Raw genomic sequence first — 18,125 nt, 5'->3', positions numbered from 1 at the left:
TGGGTTGTCGATTAACTGTAAGCGCGAGCCACACGCCCTTCGCAATCAATCGTGTAGTTTTGTGCGTAAGCTGGAATGAATACCGATTGACCTTTTTCAATCAAGCAAGACTCCCCATTAACGTGCGTCAGCACCATTGCACCATCCAAAGGTAGCAATATCTCGGCGCTTTCCGTGTGGATCTGACGTTGCTGTGAATGGGACACAATGGCGAATTTGAAGTCGTCAACTGGGATTGGGTATTCCAACATCGCATCACATTCAATAGGATTTAATAACAAGCTGTCGTGGGGTTTCTCGTCAAATTTTGTACATGAAACAAGTTCGTTAATGTCCATAAACTTAGGCGTAAGACCGGCACGCAGTACGTTGTCTGAGTTGGCCATAATTTCAAGGCCCGTCCCTTTAAGGTAAGCATGAGGTGTTTCGGCATCGAGGAACATGGCTTGACCGGGCTGCAGAGTGATCACATTGAGCATCAATGGAGCAAACAAACCAATGTCACCTGGGTATTGGGTTTCGAGCTCTACAATCAGTTGATATAGCGGTTCTTCGGCATTTTCTACTCGTAGAAGAAGTGCGGTGATTGCTTGATTTTTTTGCTCTCCATCGACAGAGAGTAGATCTGAGAAAAACAGCGATAATCCGCGTGCGGTTGGGTTTGCTTTCAATTGAGCTAACAGTGGCTCAATGGTCGGAATCGCAAGGCGAGTAAAGTTCTCAATGATCTCGGTAACGCATCGAAAGCCGTTCATGGCATGGTATTCTGTTAACGCATAGACTAATTCTGGCTTATGGTTCGCGTCTTTGTAATTTCGATTTCCAGCACTTTGCGGAATGCCGAGCTGTTCTTCAAGAGCAAATCCGCGTTCTGCTTGACTCTTATTAGGATGAACCTGAATAGATAACGCTTTTTCTGCTGCGAGCACTTTAAATAAGTAGGGTAATTCACCAAAGCGTGTTGCAACCTTTTCACTCAAGAATGAATTGATATTCTGCGCAATAAGTGAAGACAGCTTAGTAGGCTCTCCATTTTGGTTGTGTACGGTTGAACAACCGTTAGGGTGTGCCCCCATCCAAATTTCAGCTTGTGGCTCACCGGTTTGGTTTGCCATACCAAATAATTGATTGAATGATGATGAACTCCCCCAAGCGTAGTTTTGTATTACGTTGGTCATCGGAAAAAAAACAGGGTTTGGCGCAAGATCAGACATAGCAATCACCGTAAGGACGAGTGTGGATGTTAAGAGGTTTATGGATAGTGATGGTGGTCATCGACGTTGCATTTCTTCACCTTAAAGTGAGATGCAGATATAAAACGCGATCACTGAGCGACCATCTCTCCGTTATTTGATGTGGTTTATTACCTAGCGGATATTTTGCTGGGAGAGGGAGGTGTGCTGTAGTGAAGAAAAAACTCATTTACTGGAAGATTGTATCGGACTGTTGGTTGTGTGATTGAGATCGAGTAATGCATGATGAGCAGAGTCTTGCCAGGATGTTCAGGTTAACTAATTGTTATTTATAGCTTCCTTATGTAGGAGGCGATTGGTTGAATGGTCATGATGGGAGATAATGGTAAGCTGCAATATTGGTGCTTTTGCTGGATTTTTGTAACTTAAGTTCCGAACTGTGACTTTACTCAGTAGCACGAAATGAGCGGGCGATGTATATCTATCCCAAGAGCATTTTTGGTGTATGCAAAGAGTAAATAATGATTTTCCACGATTTGATTTCGTCAGTATTGGGTGAGCGCGAGCCTTTGCATAACATATGGTTTGCTGGTGATTTCCATACCCCACCTGAATTTAGTTACCAAGTGAATTTTCCACGTTTAGAGCTGGTACTTGATGGCGAATATGTCAACGAGATGGAAAGCCATGATCGCAAAGTGACTCATATCACCGCGAGAGCAGGAGATGCGATTTTTATTCCGCCAAACTGTTGGAATAAACCTGATTGGGACACTAACTGTTCTGTTTTGAGTATTTTGTTTGGTCGTCGCCAATTAGGGCTTAGCTTGGTAAGCAAGCGCAAGGGCGAGACCGGTTTTTATGATATCCAAAAGCACAGCATCCAGACGCGTTCAGGATTTGCGATTGATAATATTCTTGAAGCACTGAGTTCGCTGGCGCGTGAGAGCCATAAAAAACCAATGGATGAGCTGTTACTGCAAGCATTATTGCAATACAGCAAAACCATGTTGGAGGCGCCTGTCGAGCAAACTCAGAGTCGCGTCCAAGATCTCTATCAAGGGATTTGTATTTATATCCAAGAAAACTTTCACCGCCCGATCACGCGCGACAGTATTGCAGAGCGCTTTAGTATCTCTTCGAACCATTTGTCCCGCCTATTCCGTCAACAAGGCCATATGACATTGGCGGACTACATTACTTGGGTGCGTGTTGATCGCGCTAAATTTATGTTGAAGAAATATAACTTTAAACTGAGTGATGTTTCGGTACGTTGTGGTTTTAAAGATGTGAACTATTTTTGCCGAGTTTTTAAAACGCGAACAGGGCGCACTCCAACGGAATATCGTGGTTCGGCTTAATTAAACACTGGGTTGATAATAGAGACTGAAATCGGCGCCTAAATTATGCGATTAGGCGTGACATTGAATACATCAATAGAGCTTGTAGATCGACACTGCTTCTGGTTGACAATAACCGTTCAGCCATTTGCCCGCTTAGCAGGTTACGGGTGAGGTTGGTAGCGGAAACGATTTGATCACGAGTGGGTTTTGCAGGAATTACCAGTGCTATTGCGATATGTACATCGCCCATCTTTGATGCCCAGTCTATTGCCTTGTCATTCACGATAACGGCGATAGAAACGTGTTCAACACCACCAAACATAACATGTGGTAAAGCGATGCCGGGGGTGACACACGTTGAGGAACGTTCTTCACGTTTAATGAAAGCAAGAATGAGTTCATCGGGATCGTCTGGATGAATTAATTGGGCAAGCCCTTTTAAACATTCAAACTTTGTCAGCTCAGTGCGCGCTTTGGCATAGTGCCAATGAATTTCGCTCGGTGGGCAAATTTGCGGTAAGCGCTGAGCCAATTGACTGGAAAACTCATAGTTGATCTGTGAACCCACCAGGGTGAAGTGATCAGCAATGATGTCTTTGATGACAAAACATGCCAGTTCCGCGTCAATACCGATTGCGGTAATTTGGCATAAATCACCTTTCAAGAGTCCTGCTTGTAACATCGCCATTGACTGCGTCAACTTGGCGCAACGGTCTTGGGTGATGTTGAGGATATGCAGGGAGCTTTTGAATTTTTTAGCAATGCGATGCAGCGGCGAAGCGACATGAGCACTGGCGTTAGCATCATCAACTAGAAAGGTAATTTGGTATTCGTTCATCCGCAGTTGGCGCTTTTATTTATCTATCGGCAATGAACAAGAAAGACTTTGTCGACGTTCAACAATACGTCTTCAATTGGGATCTGTACGATGTTCATACCCTCAAATCGGCCTGCTTGTTCAATCTCAATATCAGAGACGATCAGCACGCGATCGGCATGGGTAATATCAACGGGGGTTAATGGGTTTTCAATGCCCATAGCGCCTTGGGTTTCAACTTTTATTTGGACGTTAAATTTAGATGCCGCTTTTACTAAAGCGTCTGCGGCCATATAAGTATGTGCAATGCCTGTAGGGCAAGCTGTCACAGCAACAATTTTCATCATGAATCTCGACTCTATTTTTGCTGGATACTAGCATATCAAAGCGACAAAAGATCGATTTAAACCACTGATAGATAAGAGCCTCATCACAGTTTGAAATGAGTGTTACATTTTTCCAGTTAATGCTAGATTCCTCCTGTATCTCACCGAGACAAGTGTGGCTAATCTATGCACAAACCAGAACACTCCTCGGTCTTCTTAGCTATAGGTCATTTGGGTAAAACAGTAATGGATATCACCAATCTCATAGAGCCAGAGACGATTAGTTTAGAGTTAAAAGCTCAAACAAAAGAAGAAGTATTGCTGGAGCTTGTCGAGTTGTTAGAATCGGCAGGCAAATTGGACAATAAAAATGAATTTTTAGCGGATATATGGAAGCGAGAGAAGATAGGTAATACCGGTTTTGAGCAAGGTATTGCGATTCCTCATGCCAAAAGTTATGCGGTTTCGACTCCAGCGGTTGCTGTTGGAATTAGCCGTAAAGGTATTGATTATGGTGCGGAAGATGGCGAACTATCGGACGTGTTCTTCATGTTGGCTTCTCCAGATGGAGATGATCACCACCATATTGAGGTATTGGCGCAATTGTCATCGAAACTGATTGAAGATGGCTTTGTGGACTCGCTTAAAAAGGTAGAGACAGTCGAACAAGCGCTGGTTTTACTTACCGATGTCGAAACTGAGCAAAGTCACGCCCATTATCAAGATCGAGTCGATCTATCTTCGGTTTCCCCAAGCCCATTAAAACAGAGCTTGGCGCGAGCGAAAGAGCACTTGCTATTTGGCACTTCCCACATGATCCCTTTTATTGTGGCTGGTGGGGTATTACTGTCGCTATCGGTCATGATTTCCGGCCATGGTGGCGTGCCAACCAACGGCATCCTCGCTGATATCGCGCAAATGGGCATTGCGGGATTAACTCTTTTTACCGCAGTGCTTGGCGGTTACATTGCTTACTCTATCGCCGATAAGCCAGGTCTTGCTCCGGGGATGATTGGCTCTTGGATTGCTGTTAGCCATTACAACACAGGCTTTCTTGGTGCAATTGTGGTGGGATTCTTTGCCGGTTTTGTGGTTCATCTGCTTAAAAAAATTCAGTTGCCAAGCAGTATGACCTCGCTAGGTTCGATCTTTATCTATCCGTTGGTCGGTACTTTTGTCACTTGTGGGGCGGTGATGTGGCTGATTGGTACACCGATTGCCAATGCTATGGAGTGGCTTAACAATTGGCTGGCGGGCCTTGCAGGGTCAGGAAAAATTATCTTAGGTACGGTCCTCGGCGCGATGACGGCGTTCGATATGGGCGGTCCAATTAACAAGGTCGCGACACTATTCGCGCAGAGCCAAGTGAATACCCAACCATGGTTGATGGGTGGGGTTGGTATTGCGATTTGTACGCCGCCGCTCGGTATGGCATTAGCAACGCTATTTTCACCGAAGAAGTTCAAGCGTGAAGAGCGTGAGGCAGGTAAAGCTGCGGGCATCATGGGCATGATTGGTATCAGTGAAGGCGCGATTCCTTTTGCCGCCGCAGACCCAGCTCGAGTCATCCCAGCCATCGTTGCTGGTGGCATTGTCGGGAATGTGACTGGCTTTATGTTCCATGTCATCAACCATGCGCCATGGGGCGGTTGGATAGTTCTACCCGTGGTGGATGGTAAGTTGGGCTACATAATCGGCACTCTTGTTGGGGCGATGACGACGGCAGCTATTGTCATCTTATTGAAAAAGACCGTTAACGAAGATGAGCATTCATCCAATGCATTGCACTTTGGCGCGGTGGAAGGTGAAGGTGAGGCCGAAGTATTGGCAGTCACATCTTGCCCTTCAGGCGTAGCGCATACTTTCTTGGCGGCAAGATCATTGGAAAAAGCGGCGCAGGCACTGGGAGTAAAAATTAAAGTCGAGACGCAAGGCGCCAATGGGATTAACAATCGTATTACGGCGAAAGATGTTGAAAAAGCGCGATTTGTTATTTTTGCTCACGATGTGGCGATCAAAGATCCTGAACGATTTAATAATATAAAAATAATTGATGTCTGCACCAAAGATGCCATGTTAAGTGCTGCCGCTTTGCTTAAATCGAAAGCATAGGGTCGCCAATTTTAATGTCGTTATCTAAACAGTTCCCCCTAAGCTAATTAGTCTTTCCCCCTAGACTAGTTTGCTCCTGTAATCCAACGTCGTTGGGCTAAAAGCCAGTCAGTATTCTGACTGGCTTTTTTCTATTTAACAGCTTCAATCATTCATAAACGGCTCAAATGAATTTAATTGTGACACCGCAACGTTGGTGTGTTTTTGTACGAATCAGCTTGGTTTTACCCTTCCTTTATTTTACTAAATCCTTGTTTATCATGGTTTTAAATTGAGATTTTTGAGATGGGATGTGCAGGAGAATAAAAACTAAAATGTCATGCAGCCTTCAATAAAGTGAAACACAACTGTCATATTTCCTCCCTAAAGTGGGCATCGTTGAATAAACACAACGGCAATAAAGCCATTAAAGGAACTTGTGATGAAAAAGACAGTTATCGGAGCGATTGCTCTACTAAGCACACTAGCAGTGACTCCAGCTTCAGCGAAAGAAACTATCTCTGCGGTAGGTTCTAGTAGCGTAACTCCGCTGATGGAAGTTTTCTCTGAAACATACATGAAAGACAATGCGAACGTATTTATCGAAGTACAAGGACCTGGTTCTTCGGCGGGCGTAAAAGCGGCAAAAAATGGCAGCGCTGACTTAGGCATGTCATCACGCAACCTAAAAAATTCAGAAAAAGAAGCAACATTGATTGAAGAAGTGGTTGCTCGAGATGGTATCGCGGTTGTAGTTAACCCTAATAACAAACTTGAAGGCCTAACCGCTGAGCAAGTAACCGCAATCTACAAAGGTGAAATTACCAACTGGAAAGATGTTGGCGGCGCTGACAAGCCAATCGTAGCGATTACTCGCGATACGGCTTCAGGCACTCGTGGTGCATTTGAAGACATCATGAAGCTGAAAAAGAAAGTATCAGGTATGAAAGTATCGGCTATTTCTCAACGTGCTCAAGTGGCGAACGGTAACGGTGCACTGAAAACCATGGTTGCTTCTAACCCATACGCAATTGGTTATATTTCACTAGGTACTGTCGATGGTTCAGTGAATGCGCTAGACATCAACGGCACACCAGCCTCTGTTGCTAACGTGAAGAATGGCACTTACCAAGTTGCTCGTCCTTTCCTAGTGCTTTACCAAGAAGGCAAGCCTTCAGCTGAAACACAAAAATTCCTAGACTGGATGTTAACCGCAGACGCACAAGCGCTTGTTGAGCAGAAAGGCTACATCTCAGTTAACTAATACCTTGAAACATTAATTAATTGCTCAGCCTACTTTTGGGCTGAGCCTTTTGTTACACGACTGCCCAGATAGTTTGGGCAAGTACGGTGATTTTATATGTCCATCGCAACAAATAGTGAAAAGCTTATGAACACTGAAGCGACTCAAATTTCAAAGCCTGGTTTACGAGCGAAAAAGCGCGTTGACTGGAAAGAGCGCATCTTTCATGGCTTGTTTCTCACCAGTGCCGTTATTGGTATTGTCTCTCTAGCCGTTATTGCTTACTTCATCGTGCGCGAATCGCTACCCGCTTTTCAAGAAGTAGGTGTGAGTGGCATCGTTCTTGGTCAAGATTGGTTACCACCTGCGCTTTACGGTGTGGCAACCATGATTGTGGCATCGGTTGTATCAACATTTGGTGCTGTTGTCGTTGGTGTGCCTGTTGGCGTGTTAACCGCCGTTTTTATTGCAGAAATCGCCCCAAAGCGTTTAGCTGACGTGATCCGCCCTGCGGTGGAACTATTAGCTGGTATTCCTTCGGTTGTGTACGGTTTCTTTGGTTTGGTGATTATTGTTCCGCTCATTCAAAATGTGTTTGATGTGCCAGCGGGCAATACGATTCTTGCCGGTATCATTGTACTTGGCGTGATGATTCTACCTACTGTGATTACCGTTTCTGAAACCTCAATTCGCGCTGTACCTCGTGCATACAAAGAAGGCTCTCTTGCTCTTGGTGCGTCAAAGATTTATACCATCTTCAAGTTACTCGTTCCGGCGGCACGTTCGGGCATTATGACCGGTGTCATTTTGGGTATTGGCCGTGCTTTAGGCGAAACGATGGCGATTATTATGGTGATGGGTAATGCTCCAGCTATGCCTGAAGGCATTCTGGATGCAGCCAGAACGCTAACGGCGAATATCGCCATTGAGATGTCGTATGCAAGCGGCGTTCACGCAAGCGCACTTTACGCAACAGGTGTTGTTCTGTTGGCATTTATCATGATGCTCAATGCAGTGCTGCTTTATCTTAATCGTCAGAAGACCAAATAGAGACGGGTAATGATTATGGATTACGCAAAACTAAAACGCTCGCGTCAGTTTAAAGATAACATGCTTAGTGCATTCGTATGGGCTGCAGCGGCGCTAACGGTTGGATTCCTGTTCTGGATTATTTGGTACATTTTGTCGAATGGTCTTCAGCACGTAGATTGGAATTTCATTACTGACGACTATACACGTACAGGTGATGAACACGGCATTTTTCCAATGATTGTGTCGACACTGTATATGGTTATTGCATCGATTGCCGTTGCCGCGCCATTGGGTATTATGACGGCCATCTACCTCACAGAATATGCCAAAGTGGGTAGTCGATTAGTGAAAGTGATTCGCTTCTGTACAGAGTCACTCGCTGGTATTCCTTCGATTATCTTTGGCTTGTTTGGTATGACATTCTTTGTTGCCATTCTTGGATTGGGCTTTTCGATTCTGTCAGGTGCACTTACGTTAAGTATTCTGATACTACCTGTCATTATTCGTACCACTGAAGAAGCACTAATGTCGGTACCTCAAACATACCGAGAAGGTTCTTATGCTCTAGGGTCTTCACGAATTTACACCATCTGGCGTTTGATCTTACCAAGTGCGATGCCAGGTATCTTAACTTCGATCATTCTAAGTACTGGTCGTGTCATTGGCGAGTCAGCTCCGGTGTTTTTAACGGCAGGCATGGTAGCGCGTATTCCAGATTCTTTATTAGATTCAGGACGCACCCTAACCGTACACCTTTACAAACTGACGACTGAACTCTTCACCATTGAAGAGTGGAACCAAGCATACGGAACCGCCACCGTACTGATTGTTGTTGTCCTGCTGATCAATATGATCACCAAGTTAATTGCTAAACGTTTTAATACAGCAACTTACTGATTCGAATTTAAGATTTAAGAGAAATAGTTATGAACAAATTTAACATTGAAAACCTAGACTTGTTTTACGGTGAGAGCCAAGCATTAAAATCTATTAACCTGCCGATCCCGACTCGTCAAGTGACCGCTCTTATTGGCCCTTCAGGTTGTGGTAAATCGACGTTATTACGTTGCTTAAACCGCATGAATGATCTGATTGAAGGCGTAAAAATTACGGGCAAACTGACCATGGATAATGAAGATATCTATGGCAATATCGATGTGGCAGACCTGCGAATTAAAGTAGGAATGGTATTCCAAAAGCCAAACCCATTTCCGATGAGCATTTATGAAAACGTTGCTTATGGCTTGCGTGCTCAAGGGATTAAAGACAAAAAGCATCTTGATGAAGTAGTAGAGCGCTCATTGCGTGGTGCTGCATTGTGGGATGAAGTTAAAGACCGCCTTAAATCACATGCATTTGGCTTGTCTGGTGGCCAACAACAGCGTCTGTGTATTGCGCGCACCATCGCAATGGAGCCTGATGTTATTTTAATGGACGAACCAACATCAGCATTAGACCCGATTGCGACGCACAAAATCGAAGAGTTGATGGAAGAACTGAAGAAAAACTATACGATCGTCATTGTGACTCACTCAATGCAGCAAGCACGACGCATTTCTGATCGCACCGCATTTTTCTTAATGGGGGAGTTGGTTGAGCACGATGAAACCAATGTGATTTTTAGTGCACCACGTGATGACCGTACACAAGGTTATGTCAATGGTGACTTCGGTTAAAACGTATTTACTGGTACATACTATAACTATAAGCGATGGTAACTATTGCCCCTCATAATGAGGGGTTTTTTTATGTCTGAAAAATGCCAAATAGAGGCATCAAATGTGGCTATGAAGTTATTTGTATAAAAGATGGTCATTCTGTAAACCTCTTCCCCGTTACATCTGTGATTAATTTAGCTTTCTAATGATAAAGTTGTAGCTTTATTTATTTTTCATCACTTCAAATTGCTATAAAGCCATACTTATTCCATGGCTAATGGCTGGTTGAATAATGCAAAATAAATAAATTTATCTCATTTTAGTGTTTTTTAAATGGTGTTCTCATTTATTGGAAATTTTGCAATCTCAAAGTCTGGAACAAGTTGAATAGAGAATAATTATAGTTTGTTTTTGTCGCAAATAAATACAGACTATGTGCTTGTTGAGGTGATGCTATCTGCTCGTTTTAAATGAGCGTGCGTTATTTCGCTATGAAAGGGGATTGGTCTATGGCAGGGAATTTGGTATGAGAGAGATAGGTATTATAAAACAGCATGGTGACGAGCATGTCGTTGCCTACCGTGTGTTAGATATCGCGATTATTATCGCTACTATTTTAATGACCGCCAATATTTATGCTGACAGTTGGAATATTTACTATCTTTTAGCGACCAGTGTTGCGGTGGTTTCATTTAGTGTCATGGCCGAGCTACTTGGTGTTTATAACCCTTCATATACGTCGTCTCTGCGTCAAACTTTACCACCTATTTTGCTGTCCTGGTTTTGTGCCATTGGTTTGTTACTTGTACTCGCTTTTGGTTTTAAAATTACTGACTCGTTTTCTCGTATTGCGATGACGTTTTGGTTTGTTGGCACACCGGTATTACTGACTTCTTACAGATTGGTGAGCAGTAAAGTTCGAACTTCAGCGAAGTCGGATTCTTATGAGAAAAAAAGCATCATCATTGGCGCAACACCAGCTGGTCTAGCTTTGGCGAAGGAGATCCAATCAAGTCGTCATCATGGCCTTAACCTCGTCGGCATTTTTGATGACCGCAGCCTCGATCGTCTTGCAGATGAAAACCTTGATGTGCAACTCCGAGGTTCAATTAATGATGCTTTGCAAATGGCGAAAGAGCGCGACTTCCGCCACGTATACGTTGCCTTGCCAATGAAAGCATCTAATCGAATTAAAGAAGTGATCAATTACTTCGCCGATAGCACCGCTCGTGTTTATATCGTGCCAGATTTTTTCACTTATGATCTTATTCAATCACGTTGGCGCAATGTGGGTAATATTCCCACGTTAAGTATCCATGATACGCCATTTTATGGTATGTCGACTTTTGTAAAACGACTAGAAGATATCGTCGTTTCAGCGCTTATTCTTTTGCTTATTAGTCCGGTGCTATTAGCGGTTGCCATCGGTGTGAAACTGTCTTCTCCAGGTCCAATTATATTTAAGCAACATCGTTATGGTATTGATGGTAAGCAGATCAAAGTGTGGAAGTTCCGCTCAATGCGCTCTATGGATAATGGCCAAGTAGTAAAACAAGCTACGAAAGGTGACCCACGAATTACCAAATTTGGCGCATTTATTCGTAAAACTTCTTTGGATGAATTGCCGCAATTTATCAACGTCCTCCAAGGCCGCATGTCAATTGTTGGTCCTCGTCCTCATGCTGTATCGCACAACGAAGAATATCGCCAAATTGTTGACCGCTATATGTTACGTCATAAAGTGAAACCAGGCATTACTGGCTGGGCGCAGATTAATGGCTATCGCGGAGAAACAGATACTATCGACAAAATGGAAAAGCGTGTCGAATATGATTTGACCTATATTCGTGAGTGGTCACTGTGGCTCGATATTAAGATAATCTTCTTAACCATATTTAAAGGTTTTGTAGGTAAAACCGCATATTAATTTATCCAATAAGATTAGGTGTAAAAGTGATTAACAAGCTGTTTAAAATCCTTGTGCTGAGTTGTATTTCTATTGGTTCGGTCAATGCGAATACCACGGTTCTGTACAAACTTGCGGCTGGTGACGTCATCAGTATTAAAGTCTACGGTGAAGAGAATCTCACCATAGAAGAGCAAAAAATCGATAACCGTGAAGTGATCGATTACCCGTATTTGGGGGTGATTAAACTCGGTGGTAAGACATTAGAGCAAGTTCAGAGTGAAATTACTCAAGGTCTGCAAGGTGACTATTTAGTTAGTCCTAAAGTGAACGTCGCTATTGTTCAATATCGTAATGTTTACATTAACGGCCTCGTCAATAAACCTGGTGGCTATGAATACGAACCGGGACTCACGGTACAAAAGGCGATTTCATTAGCGGGTGGCGTGATGAGTAAGTATCGACGCAGTGCGAGAGCTTACCGCACTAAATCTACAGAAGCTGATCAATATGCCAATCTTACTGCAGAACAGTTAGCGAGGGAATTTGATAAAAATACAGAAACGGAAGCTGAGTTATACCAAGTCATTCACCCCGGTGACACGATTCATGTCGTTGCTTCTTTTTGGTAATAAGCCTCACCAGCCAACTCAATTTGACGAATTATTAGGGAAAGTATGAAGTTACTAAGCGATGAGAAAACCTCGATTGAAGGGGAGTCGGTGGATTTTGGTAAGTACATCGTATTACTAAAACGCAGTTGGTTAAAAATATCACTGTTTACCACTCTTGTTACGGTACTTGCTGCGTTATTTGCATTATCAATTGCCCCGACCTATCAAGCAACTGCGACACTATTGATTGAATCAAACACCAGTAAAGCCGTCTCGATCGAAGAAGTAGTGGGTATTGATTCTACTCAGCAAGAGTACTATTTAACTCAGTTTGAAATTCTAAAATCGCGTCGTATCGCTGAGCGTGTTATTGCGCAATTGAATTTGGAGCAAAATAAAGAGTTCAATCCCTATATTGAACCCAAGCAATCCTTTAAAGCAATTGTGAAAGAGAAGATTCTAGCGCTACCGATGTTTAAGTCAGAAGAGGCGAAAGTAGAGCCTACCGCAGAAGAACTGGCGACCAAGGTGCGTTATGCGGTGTTAGCGAACTTTCAATCGAGATTGTATATCTCGCCTATTCGTAAAACACAACTAGTCCGCATTACCTTTGAATCTGTAGACCCACAACTTGCGGCAGATGTGGCTAATGCTGTGGGGGAAGCTTACATTCTTGAAGGACTTGATGCTCGATTAGATGCCACTGAACATGCATCGTCTTGGATTTCTGGTCGAATGGCGCAGCTACAAGAACAATTGAAGCGCTCTGAAAATGCTCTAATCGAATTTCTGGCGCAGGAAAAACTTGTTGATGACGATGATAGCGGTATTGATGTTCAAGCGAGCGCAGTAATTAATGATCTTATCTTGCGTTTAAGCGAAGTCACTGACCGTCGAATTCAACTGGAATCTGCTTATAGCACATTGAGTAGTGGTGGTTCATTGGCCATCACTGATGTCTCTTCAGTACCTGAAATATCTAAACACCCTCAGGTGATTAATTTGCGTGGTTTGTTGTCTAACGCCAAACATGAGCAAACAGAATTCTCGAAAACCTATGGCCCTAAGCATGAAAAGATGATCGCTGTTAGTGCCAAGCGTGCCAACCTTGAGGAGCAGTTGAATCAATTGATCCGTCAATTGGTCGGTGGTATAGGTAAAGAGCTGCAAGCCGTGCGCTCTCAAGAGCGTTTGATTTCACGCGAGTTGGATAAGCGTAAACAAGAATTCCAAAGTTTGACGGTGAAAAAACGTCAATATGAAGCGTTACTGCGTGAGGAAGAGACCAACCGCAATATTTTAAATATCTTCTTAAATCGTCAAAAAGAGACCACGGCAACCAGTGATTTTGATTCACGAAATGCCCGTTTTACTGATGAGGCTCTGGTACCGCAGTTCCCGGCTAAACCGAACAAGAAATTGATCGTCGGTCTTGCGATGATCGCAGCGCTGCTTCTGTCGATCTCGGTTGTGTTGTTGCTGGATGCCTTTAATAACACCATTACGTCAATTAAACATTGTGAAGACAAACTCGGCATAATTCCACTGGGCGGAATCCCTAGGCTCAACAAATTTAAGAAGCGAGCGCTGGGTAGTGATGTCTTCTTTAGCGAAAAGTTCATGACATTTAACGAGTCGATCCGTTCGGCTAGGACAGCGCTAGCACTAGCAAATAAAGACAATAAATTTATTACAATCTCTTCCTCTTTACCGAATGAAGGGAAAACAACGTGCTCAATCAATCTAGCACTCGCATTTTCAAAAGTAGAGAACACCCTGCTTATCGATTGTGATTTAAGAAAGTCAGCGGTTGCGGAGCGTTTTGGGCATAAACGTTATAAGCCAGGTTTAACCAACCATCTTCTGATGAACGCCAGCTTAGATGAGTGTCTGTTTGTCGATGAGCGCTCGGGGCTAACGGTACTGCCAGCGGGTATGCCAACTCAGAATCCACAAGAACTGCTAAGTTCAGAACGCTTCTCACAGCTGTTACACCAACTTGCTGAGCGCTTTGACAAGGTCATTATCGATACGCCACCCGCTCTAGTGGTCAGTGATAGCATGATTGTAAGTAAAATCACCGGCAAGGTTGTGGTGGTGTTAAGGGCGTCTAGTACACGAGTTGTCACTCTACGCAACACAATATCCAGATTTATGTCTCATGACGTGCAGTTTGAAGGTTTGCTGCTAAACCAAATTAGTGAAGGGAAAGGTAAGCAAGATTATGTTTACGGTGACTACATTCACCATTTGGACAAAGTTCCTCAAGCACAGCAATCATAAGTGGGAAACCTAAAATGGATTTTATGTATAGCATCGTTGTGCCGCATTACAACAGCGAGCAAGGTTTGAAACGGTTATTAAACTCGATTCCTACTAGACCGGATATTCAAATCATCGTTGTTGACGATAACAGCAGTGAAGCGCTGGATAGTCAGCGCCTAGCTGAGCAGTATAAGGACCATCATCTAGAGTTTCTAACGAACAATACGGGTATTAAAGGAGCGGGCTCTGCTCGTAACGTGGGGTTAAAACAGTTACGTAGTCGATACACCTTATTTGCGGATGCAGATGATCTGTTTTGTTCAGGGACTTTTGAGTTACTTGATACGGTTTTGTATGGTGATGATATTAGTTATTTTTCTCCGACTAGCCGTTGTGATGTCACGGGTGAGTTATCGGATCGTCATCATATTTATGCCAATTTGGTGCGTGATTTCCTGAATACAGGTGATGAGGATATTCGTTATCACTTTTCGGTTCCATGGAGCAAAGTCTTTCGTACCGAGTTTATCGAAGAGAATGGGCTCTATTTTGACCAAGTCATTGCATCCAATGATGTGATGTTCTCGCTGGTTTCCGGAAGAAAAGCAGCTTCTATTTCGGTTCATCCGCAGGAGATTTATTGCGTGACGCGCGGTAAAGGCACCCTGACAGTGAATTTTAAACCTGCGGTGGTGCGTTCACGTTATGAGGTGGAATTAAACAGAATCGATTACATTGCCTCCTTCGCTGTACCAACAGACAGTACCTCACTTTACAAGATGGTGAAGAACTTCCGTAAGGTGATGTCACTGCGAGACTTTATGCAGGTAGTGGGTTTGGTTTTTCAAGGAAAAATTTCGGTTGTGCCTAAGCGCACATACTACTACCTAAAAAACCCAATGGCATTGTTCGGTCGTTTTATCAAAAGAAAACAATCTCTGAGCAGTCAAAAATATCAAGCGTAGTAATTCGTTACTGCTTAAAAATTGAAAAATTACGGAAGATTTATGAAGATTACAGTTGTTGGTACCGGTTATGTCGGCTTGTCGAATGCAGTGCTTCTGGCGCAGAATCATCAAGTGGTCGCATTGGATATTGATGAAGGAAAAGTCGCCAAAATCAATCAGCGTATTTCGCCTATTTCAGATACTGAAATTGAGTTGTTTTTGGCAGAAAAAACGCTGGATTTAACCGCAACCATCGATAAAGAACTCGCGTACAAAGAGAGTGATTTCATTATCGTGGCTACGCCAACAAATTATGATGCAGAAACGAACTTTTTTGATACCAGTTCAGTCGAGTCGGTGATCAAAGAAGTCAAGCAGTATGCGCCACAAGGTGTGGTGGTGATCAAATCAACAATCCCTGTGGGCTTTACTGAACGAGTGAAGCAAGAGCTTGATTTTGAAAATATCTTGTTCTCGCCTGAATTTTTACGTGAAGGCAAAGCGCTGCATGACAACCTTTACCCTTCGCGCATTATTGTGGGTGAAACCTCGCCTCGCGCTGAAACGTTTGCCGGGCTATTGCTTGAAGGTGCGGTAAAAACAGATATTCCAGTGCTGTTCACCAATTCGACAGAAGCTGAAGCTGTTAAGCTGTTCTCTAATACTTATCTGGCGATGCGTGTGGCGTATTTTAATGAGCTGGATTCTTACGCAGAAAGTCATGGCTTAGATTCACGTCAAATCATCGAAGGTGTCGGTTTAGACCCGCGTATTGGCTCTCATTATAACAATCCTTCGTTTGGCTATGGCGGCTACTGCTTACCAAAAGACACCAAACAGTTATTGGCTAACTATCAAGATGTGCCAAACAATATTATTCAAGCAATTGTTGAGGCAAATACTACCCGCAAAGATTTCATTGCTCGTTCGATAGTCAACAAGCAACCTAAAGTAGTGGGTATTTACCGTCTGATTATGAAGTCTGGTTCAGACAACTTTAGAGCGTCGAGTATCCAGGGCATTATGAAGCGCATCAAGGCGAAAGGGATCGAAGTCATCGTATATGAACCATTGTTAGAGGAGCCGACATTCTTTAACTCAGAAGTGGTGAATGACTTTGCTTCGTTTAAACAGATCAGCGATGTGATTGTGAGTAACCGCATGGTGGAAGAACTAGCGGATGTCGCGGATAAAGTTTACACCCGTGACCTATTTGGTAGCGACTAAGGACAAGGTTGAATACTTGATGAAACTCGTCACCATTAATCCTCAGAAGTCGACCACCATGGGTGGGGTAGAGACGTTGATCAGAAGTTTGCATACTCTATTTGATTGTGAAAACTATGAGTTGTATCAGTTTGAACCTGAGAAGGAACATTATCCTGAAAGTTCAAAGATCCAATACGTTAAGTATGGCAGTGGTAACAAAATCGCGGCAAAGTTAAGCCAAATTGATGCGGTGAGAAAGCTGCAACTTTCTGCCGAAGACGTTGTGGTGTTGTTTCACCCCAATGACTTGCTCTACTTGCCTCTACAGGTATTGAAAAAGACCAAGGTAGTATTGGTGCAGACCAATAAGTTCTCGGTCTTTTTTAAACCGTTATCAAAATTAATTATGGCTTTGTTACACAGTAAAATTGATTTGTTTACGGTTTATACCGATCAAGACAAGCAGGCATTAGCGACGTTATTTCCTCGCTTGGTTTCGAAGGTAAAAGTGATTCCTCGCGGCTGTAAGCTTTCGACTTCGTCGGATCCACAACAGTTGAGCAAAAGGTTAGTGACGATTGCTCGAATTGATGAAGAGCAGAAGAACTTCTCAGCCATGATAGAGGTTATCGACCAGTTACCTGATGGGTATCACTTAGATATCTATGGGGATGGCCGTGACAGCGAAGTGAACGCTTTGATTGAGCGTGTCGCGGATAACAACAAAATCCAATTTAAAGGCCCTACTAGCGATGTAGCCGATACGCTACAAAACTATGCTGCGTTTATTATGACCTCAAGGTATGAAGGTTTTGGACAAACTCTCATCGAGGCACGAAGCCAAGGTTTACCGATAGTTGCTTATCAAACCTTTGATGCATTGCCATGGATTGTTGAAGAGGGGGTCAATGGCTATCGTGTTATTGAAGGCGATAGCCGTCGCTTTGCTGAGCGAATTATCGATATTTGCAGCAACGAAGCGCGTTACACCACCTTATCAAATAATGCACTAAACAAAGCGAAAGAAACTGAAATAGAAGTTGTTAATCAGTTATGGCAGGAGGCTGTTGCATGAAATATTCCGTGGTTGTACCTATTTACAACACCTTTGATTATGCCCAACGCATCGTAGAGTGGTTTATTCAAGAAGTATCGGCCCGTACAGAGCAAGACGCAGAGCTAATACTGGTCGATGATGGCTCAAAGCAGGGACCTAACTACACGATTGATCATCCGAGTATTAGATTGATACGAAAAGAGAACGGTGGCGTTTCAAGTGCTCGTAACGTTGGTATTGAGAATGCGCGTGGTGAGTTTGTCTTATTTTTAGATTCAGACGACAAATATCAATCCGGCTTATTCAGTTACTTGGATAAAGTGCTGTTGGAACGCACTAATTTAGATACGATATTATTTTCGTTCGAAAAAGTATCCGATGATAAATCAGAGCAAGCTCAGAACCGTGCTCAGCACTGAGGGAT

Annotated in this window: 16 protein-coding genes; 13 read left to right on the top strand and 3 right to left on the bottom strand. The window is 43.4% G+C overall.

Annotated elements, in window-relative coordinates:
• Positions 1 to 11: 11 nt before the first annotated feature.
• A complete protein-coding gene (gene manA, locus RJD38_RS20795) occupies positions 12 to 1,214 on the bottom strand; it encodes a mannose-6-phosphate isomerase, class I (protein WP_367971532.1) in 1,203 nt (400 codons plus the stop codon).
• Between the two features lie 500 nt (positions 1,215 to 1,714).
• Between manA and RJD38_RS20790 the strand changes: the two genes are divergently transcribed.
• On the top strand, positions 1,715 to 2,554 hold the full coding sequence (locus RJD38_RS20790; RefSeq protein WP_367971531.1) for a helix-turn-helix transcriptional regulator: 840 nt from the start codon (positions 1,715 to 1,717) through the stop codon (positions 2,552 to 2,554).
• A 43-nt stretch (positions 2,555 to 2,597) separates the two neighbouring features.
• Here RJD38_RS20790 and RJD38_RS20785 read toward each other — a convergent pair whose 3' ends face one another.
• Entirely contained in the window at positions 2,598 to 3,374 is a 777-nt protein-coding gene (locus RJD38_RS20785) for a PTS sugar transporter subunit IIA (RefSeq protein WP_367971530.1), read from the bottom strand.
• 23 nt (positions 3,375 to 3,397) lie between these two features.
• Positions 3,398 to 3,697, bottom strand: a complete 300-nt coding sequence (locus RJD38_RS20780) for a PTS fructose transporter subunit IIB (protein WP_009386460.1) — start codon at positions 3,695 to 3,697, stop codon at positions 3,398 to 3,400.
• Between the two features lie 228 nt (positions 3,698 to 3,925).
• On the opposite strand from RJD38_RS20780, the gene RJD38_RS20775 reads away from it, so the two are divergent.
• The 12 genes from RJD38_RS20775 (at position 3,926) to RJD38_RS20720 (ending at position 18,120) form a co-directional block, all read left to right on the top strand.
• Positions 3,926 to 5,791 carry a fructose-specific PTS transporter subunit EIIC gene (locus RJD38_RS20775; RefSeq protein ID WP_367971677.1) on the top strand — a complete coding sequence of 622 codons (1,866 nt, stop codon included), beginning with the start codon at positions 3,926 to 3,928 and terminating at the stop codon, positions 5,789 to 5,791.
• 421 nt (positions 5,792 to 6,212) lie between these two features.
• Positions 6,213 to 7,034: a phosphate ABC transporter substrate-binding protein gene (locus RJD38_RS20770; RefSeq protein ID WP_367971529.1), complete on the top strand. Its 822-nt coding sequence runs from the start codon at positions 6,213 to 6,215 to the stop codon at positions 7,032 to 7,034.
• Positions 7,035 to 7,130: 96 nt separating this feature from the next.
• Complete coding sequence (gene pstC / locus RJD38_RS20765; protein WP_005597891.1) at positions 7,131 to 8,063, top strand: phosphate ABC transporter permease subunit PstC; 933 nt, start codon at positions 7,131 to 7,133, stop codon at positions 8,061 to 8,063.
• A 15-nt stretch (positions 8,064 to 8,078) separates the two neighbouring features.
• Positions 8,079 to 8,942 carry a phosphate ABC transporter permease PstA gene (gene pstA / locus RJD38_RS20760; protein WP_367971528.1) on the top strand — a complete coding sequence of 288 codons (864 nt, stop codon included), beginning with the start codon at positions 8,079 to 8,081 and terminating at the stop codon, positions 8,940 to 8,942.
• Between the two features lie 29 nt (positions 8,943 to 8,971).
• Entirely contained in the window at positions 8,972 to 9,721 is a 750-nt protein-coding gene (gene pstB / locus RJD38_RS20755) for a phosphate ABC transporter ATP-binding protein PstB (RefSeq protein ID WP_009386456.1), read from the top strand.
• Between the two features lie 508 nt (positions 9,722 to 10,229).
• A complete protein-coding gene (locus RJD38_RS20750) occupies positions 10,230 to 11,630 on the top strand; it encodes an undecaprenyl-phosphate glucose phosphotransferase (protein ID WP_367971527.1) in 1,401 nt (466 codons plus the stop codon).
• A 26-nt stretch (positions 11,631 to 11,656) separates the two neighbouring features.
• Entirely contained in the window at positions 11,657 to 12,241 is a 585-nt protein-coding gene (locus RJD38_RS20745) for a polysaccharide biosynthesis/export family protein (RefSeq protein ID WP_367971526.1), read from the top strand.
• Between the two features lie 45 nt (positions 12,242 to 12,286).
• Positions 12,287 to 14,506: a GumC family protein gene (locus RJD38_RS20740; RefSeq protein ID WP_367971525.1), complete on the top strand. Its 2,220-nt coding sequence runs from the start codon at positions 12,287 to 12,289 to the stop codon at positions 14,504 to 14,506.
• A 14-nt stretch (positions 14,507 to 14,520) separates the two neighbouring features.
• Positions 14,521 to 15,453, top strand: a complete 933-nt coding sequence (locus RJD38_RS20735) for a glycosyltransferase family 2 protein (RefSeq protein WP_367971524.1) — start codon at positions 14,521 to 14,523, stop codon at positions 15,451 to 15,453.
• Between the two features lie 42 nt (positions 15,454 to 15,495).
• Positions 15,496 to 16,662 (top strand): nucleotide sugar dehydrogenase, encoded by a 1,167-nt coding sequence (locus RJD38_RS20730; protein ID WP_367971523.1) that lies wholly within the window; start codon positions 15,496 to 15,498, stop codon positions 16,660 to 16,662.
• A 19-nt stretch (positions 16,663 to 16,681) separates the two neighbouring features.
• Complete coding sequence (locus RJD38_RS20725; RefSeq protein WP_367971676.1) at positions 16,682 to 17,719, top strand: glycosyltransferase; 1,038 nt, start codon at positions 16,682 to 16,684, stop codon at positions 17,717 to 17,719.
• Positions 17,716 to 18,120, top strand: a complete 405-nt coding sequence (locus RJD38_RS20720; RefSeq protein ID WP_367971522.1) for a glycosyltransferase family 2 protein — start codon at positions 17,716 to 17,718, stop codon at positions 18,118 to 18,120. Before RJD38_RS20725 ends, RJD38_RS20720 begins: the two co-directional genes overlap by 4 nt.
• The last annotated feature ends 5 nt before the right edge of the window (positions 18,121 to 18,125 follow it).

The organism is Vibrio scophthalmi (assembly GCF_040869025.1).
Taxonomy (GTDB): domain Bacteria; phylum Pseudomonadota; class Gammaproteobacteria; order Enterobacterales; family Vibrionaceae; genus Vibrio; species Vibrio scophthalmi.
This window is presented reverse-complemented; position numbering and strand designations above follow the sequence as displayed.